Source organism: Okeania sp. SIO2B9 (genome assembly GCF_010672505.1).
GTDB classification, from domain to species: Bacteria; Cyanobacteriota; Cyanobacteriia; order Cyanobacteriales; family Microcoleaceae; genus Okeania; species Okeania hirsuta.
Map to the genome: position 1 here is coordinate 1 of NZ_JAAHGK010001433.1, position 1,809 is coordinate 1,809.

A 1,809-nucleotide genomic window follows, 5' to 3' on the forward strand; every position below is an offset into this window, starting at 1 on the left:
TCTCCAGGTAATGCGTAGGGAAAAAGAAAGAGGACTTTCCACTGCAGTCATTCGTGGTTGGCAAGTAGCAAAAGGAGAAATATTGGGAGTAATAGATGCAGACTTACAACATCCTCCAGAAACTCTCTTAAAACTATTGATAAAAATGGAGCAAGGTGCTGACTTAGCAGTGGCTAGTCGTCACTTTGAGGAAGGAGGTGTCAGTGAGTGGAATATTATTAGAAGATTATTGTCTCGTGGCGCTCAAGTTTTGGGATTAATTATTTTACCTGGAGTCGTAGGGAGAGTCTCAGATCCCATGAGTGGCTATTTTATGGTCCGCCGAAAGGCGATCGCAGAAAAAATTCTTAGGCCAGTAGGGTACAAAATTTTGATTGAAGTTTTGGGCCGAGGCAGTATTTGTTGGGTGGGAGAAGTGGGGTATGTATTTAATGAACGTTTAGAAGGGGAAAGTAAAGTTACCTGGAAACAATATATAGAATATTTACACCACCTACTAAATTTAAGGTTGGCTAGATGGCCTAGTCGATTTATCTGTTTCGGTACAGTTGGTTTTATTGTTTTTAATATATTCTCGCTGTGAACCATATTAGTCTAAGACCAAATATCACGCATTTTTGTTACATTTTCTTGAAAGCAAAGAGTAGGGAGTAGGTAAATAACGAATCAGATATATTTACTTCATACAAATAATTGCTAAAAACATTACTGAACGTGACTTATTACTTAATAACTGAAGTATTCAATAACCATGGGATGATTTTTAGGAATTGTTATCAGACTACTTCAAAAATTAATAATTAGGGTTTGCTGAAAAGTATTTTAGTAGGGGTAGGAGACAGGAGACAGGAGACAGGAGACAGGAGAAATGGGAACTTAGAGGAAGTAGGAGCTAAGTTTTGTCCCTTGATTTTTCTGTCCAACTATGCGCCTAAAATACTAACTTTTTGAGCGTTTTAGACTGAAACAGGCGCACTTTTTTCGTTCCCAAAAAGGCTAAAGTCTTTATATGTCAATGCTTTTATATTTAATCAGCAAGCCCTAATTAATTATTAACAATGACCTTTACTTGAAAAGAATGAGGATTGATGAAAAGGAAAAATTTTTCTTGTTTGGTGCTTGTAGGGCGACAGTCCGTGGCGCAGTCAATCAGATACTTTAAACCTTAATTATTAGGTAACATATATATATAAGTTAGAACTTACGCATTGCATTTTTTAGTTATGAACATTGTATTTAGTATAGCACTATAGTTTAACTAAATTTATGTAATGTTTTTGCGTAAGTTCTATAAGTAAAAGAAATTTATAAATTATTCATACTCCTTGTTGCCTCCCTTGATTACTAACAGACTTTAAAACAGATGTAGTATAAGTAGTTTTTCATCCCTGAAAGACAGGGCATTCAAATTCCCAATTACTCTTGGGCAATGATTTTTGGTAGTCCCACCATACCACATAAGACTTTTCTTCTAAGTCTTTAATTTGATCAATAGATACCAACATTGAATCACTCAAACGCACTACCATCTCTCCATTCAAAAGCGCCTGTCGCCATTGTTTTCCTGTCTTCCAAGCATAATATTTGACTCCACTCCAACGAGGATTAACTGGGTATCCGGCAAACCCAGAACGCAATGCAGGAATATAAGCGCTTCTGAGTTGAGTATGAACCAATATTCCTTCCTCTAGTTTAACTACTTTCAGATTTTGATGATCTTGCTTAAACACGGGACTCACCTCCTGCTTGAGAATATGCTTAATTTTTCTTAACTTATCAGACTACAGCCATTATATCACTGAGAATAGA

2 protein-coding genes and 1 pseudogene are annotated in these 1,809 nt (G+C 36.2%); 2 read left to right on the top strand and 1 reads right to left on the bottom strand.

Annotated features, from left to right (window positions below; translation table 11 throughout):
• Together F6K13_RS31445 and F6K13_RS31450 are read left to right on the top strand one after the other, a co-directional pair.
• A pseudogene (locus F6K13_RS31445) lies at window positions 1-556 on the top strand (glycosyltransferase); the annotation flags it as partial.
• A gap of 251 nt (window positions 557-807) precedes the next feature.
• Window positions 808-951, top strand: coding sequence for a hypothetical protein (locus F6K13_RS31450; protein ID WP_287244534.1), 144 nt, complete (start codon window positions 808-810; stop codon window positions 949-951).
• A gap of 431 nt (window positions 952-1,382) precedes the next feature.
• On the opposite strand, the gene F6K13_RS31455 is transcribed toward F6K13_RS31450, so the two are convergent.
• On the bottom strand, window positions 1,383-1,730 hold the full coding sequence (locus F6K13_RS31455; RefSeq protein ID WP_192901056.1) for a hypothetical protein: 348 nt from the start codon (window positions 1,728-1,730) through the stop codon (window positions 1,383-1,385).
• Window positions 1,731-1,809: the final 79 nt, after the last annotated feature.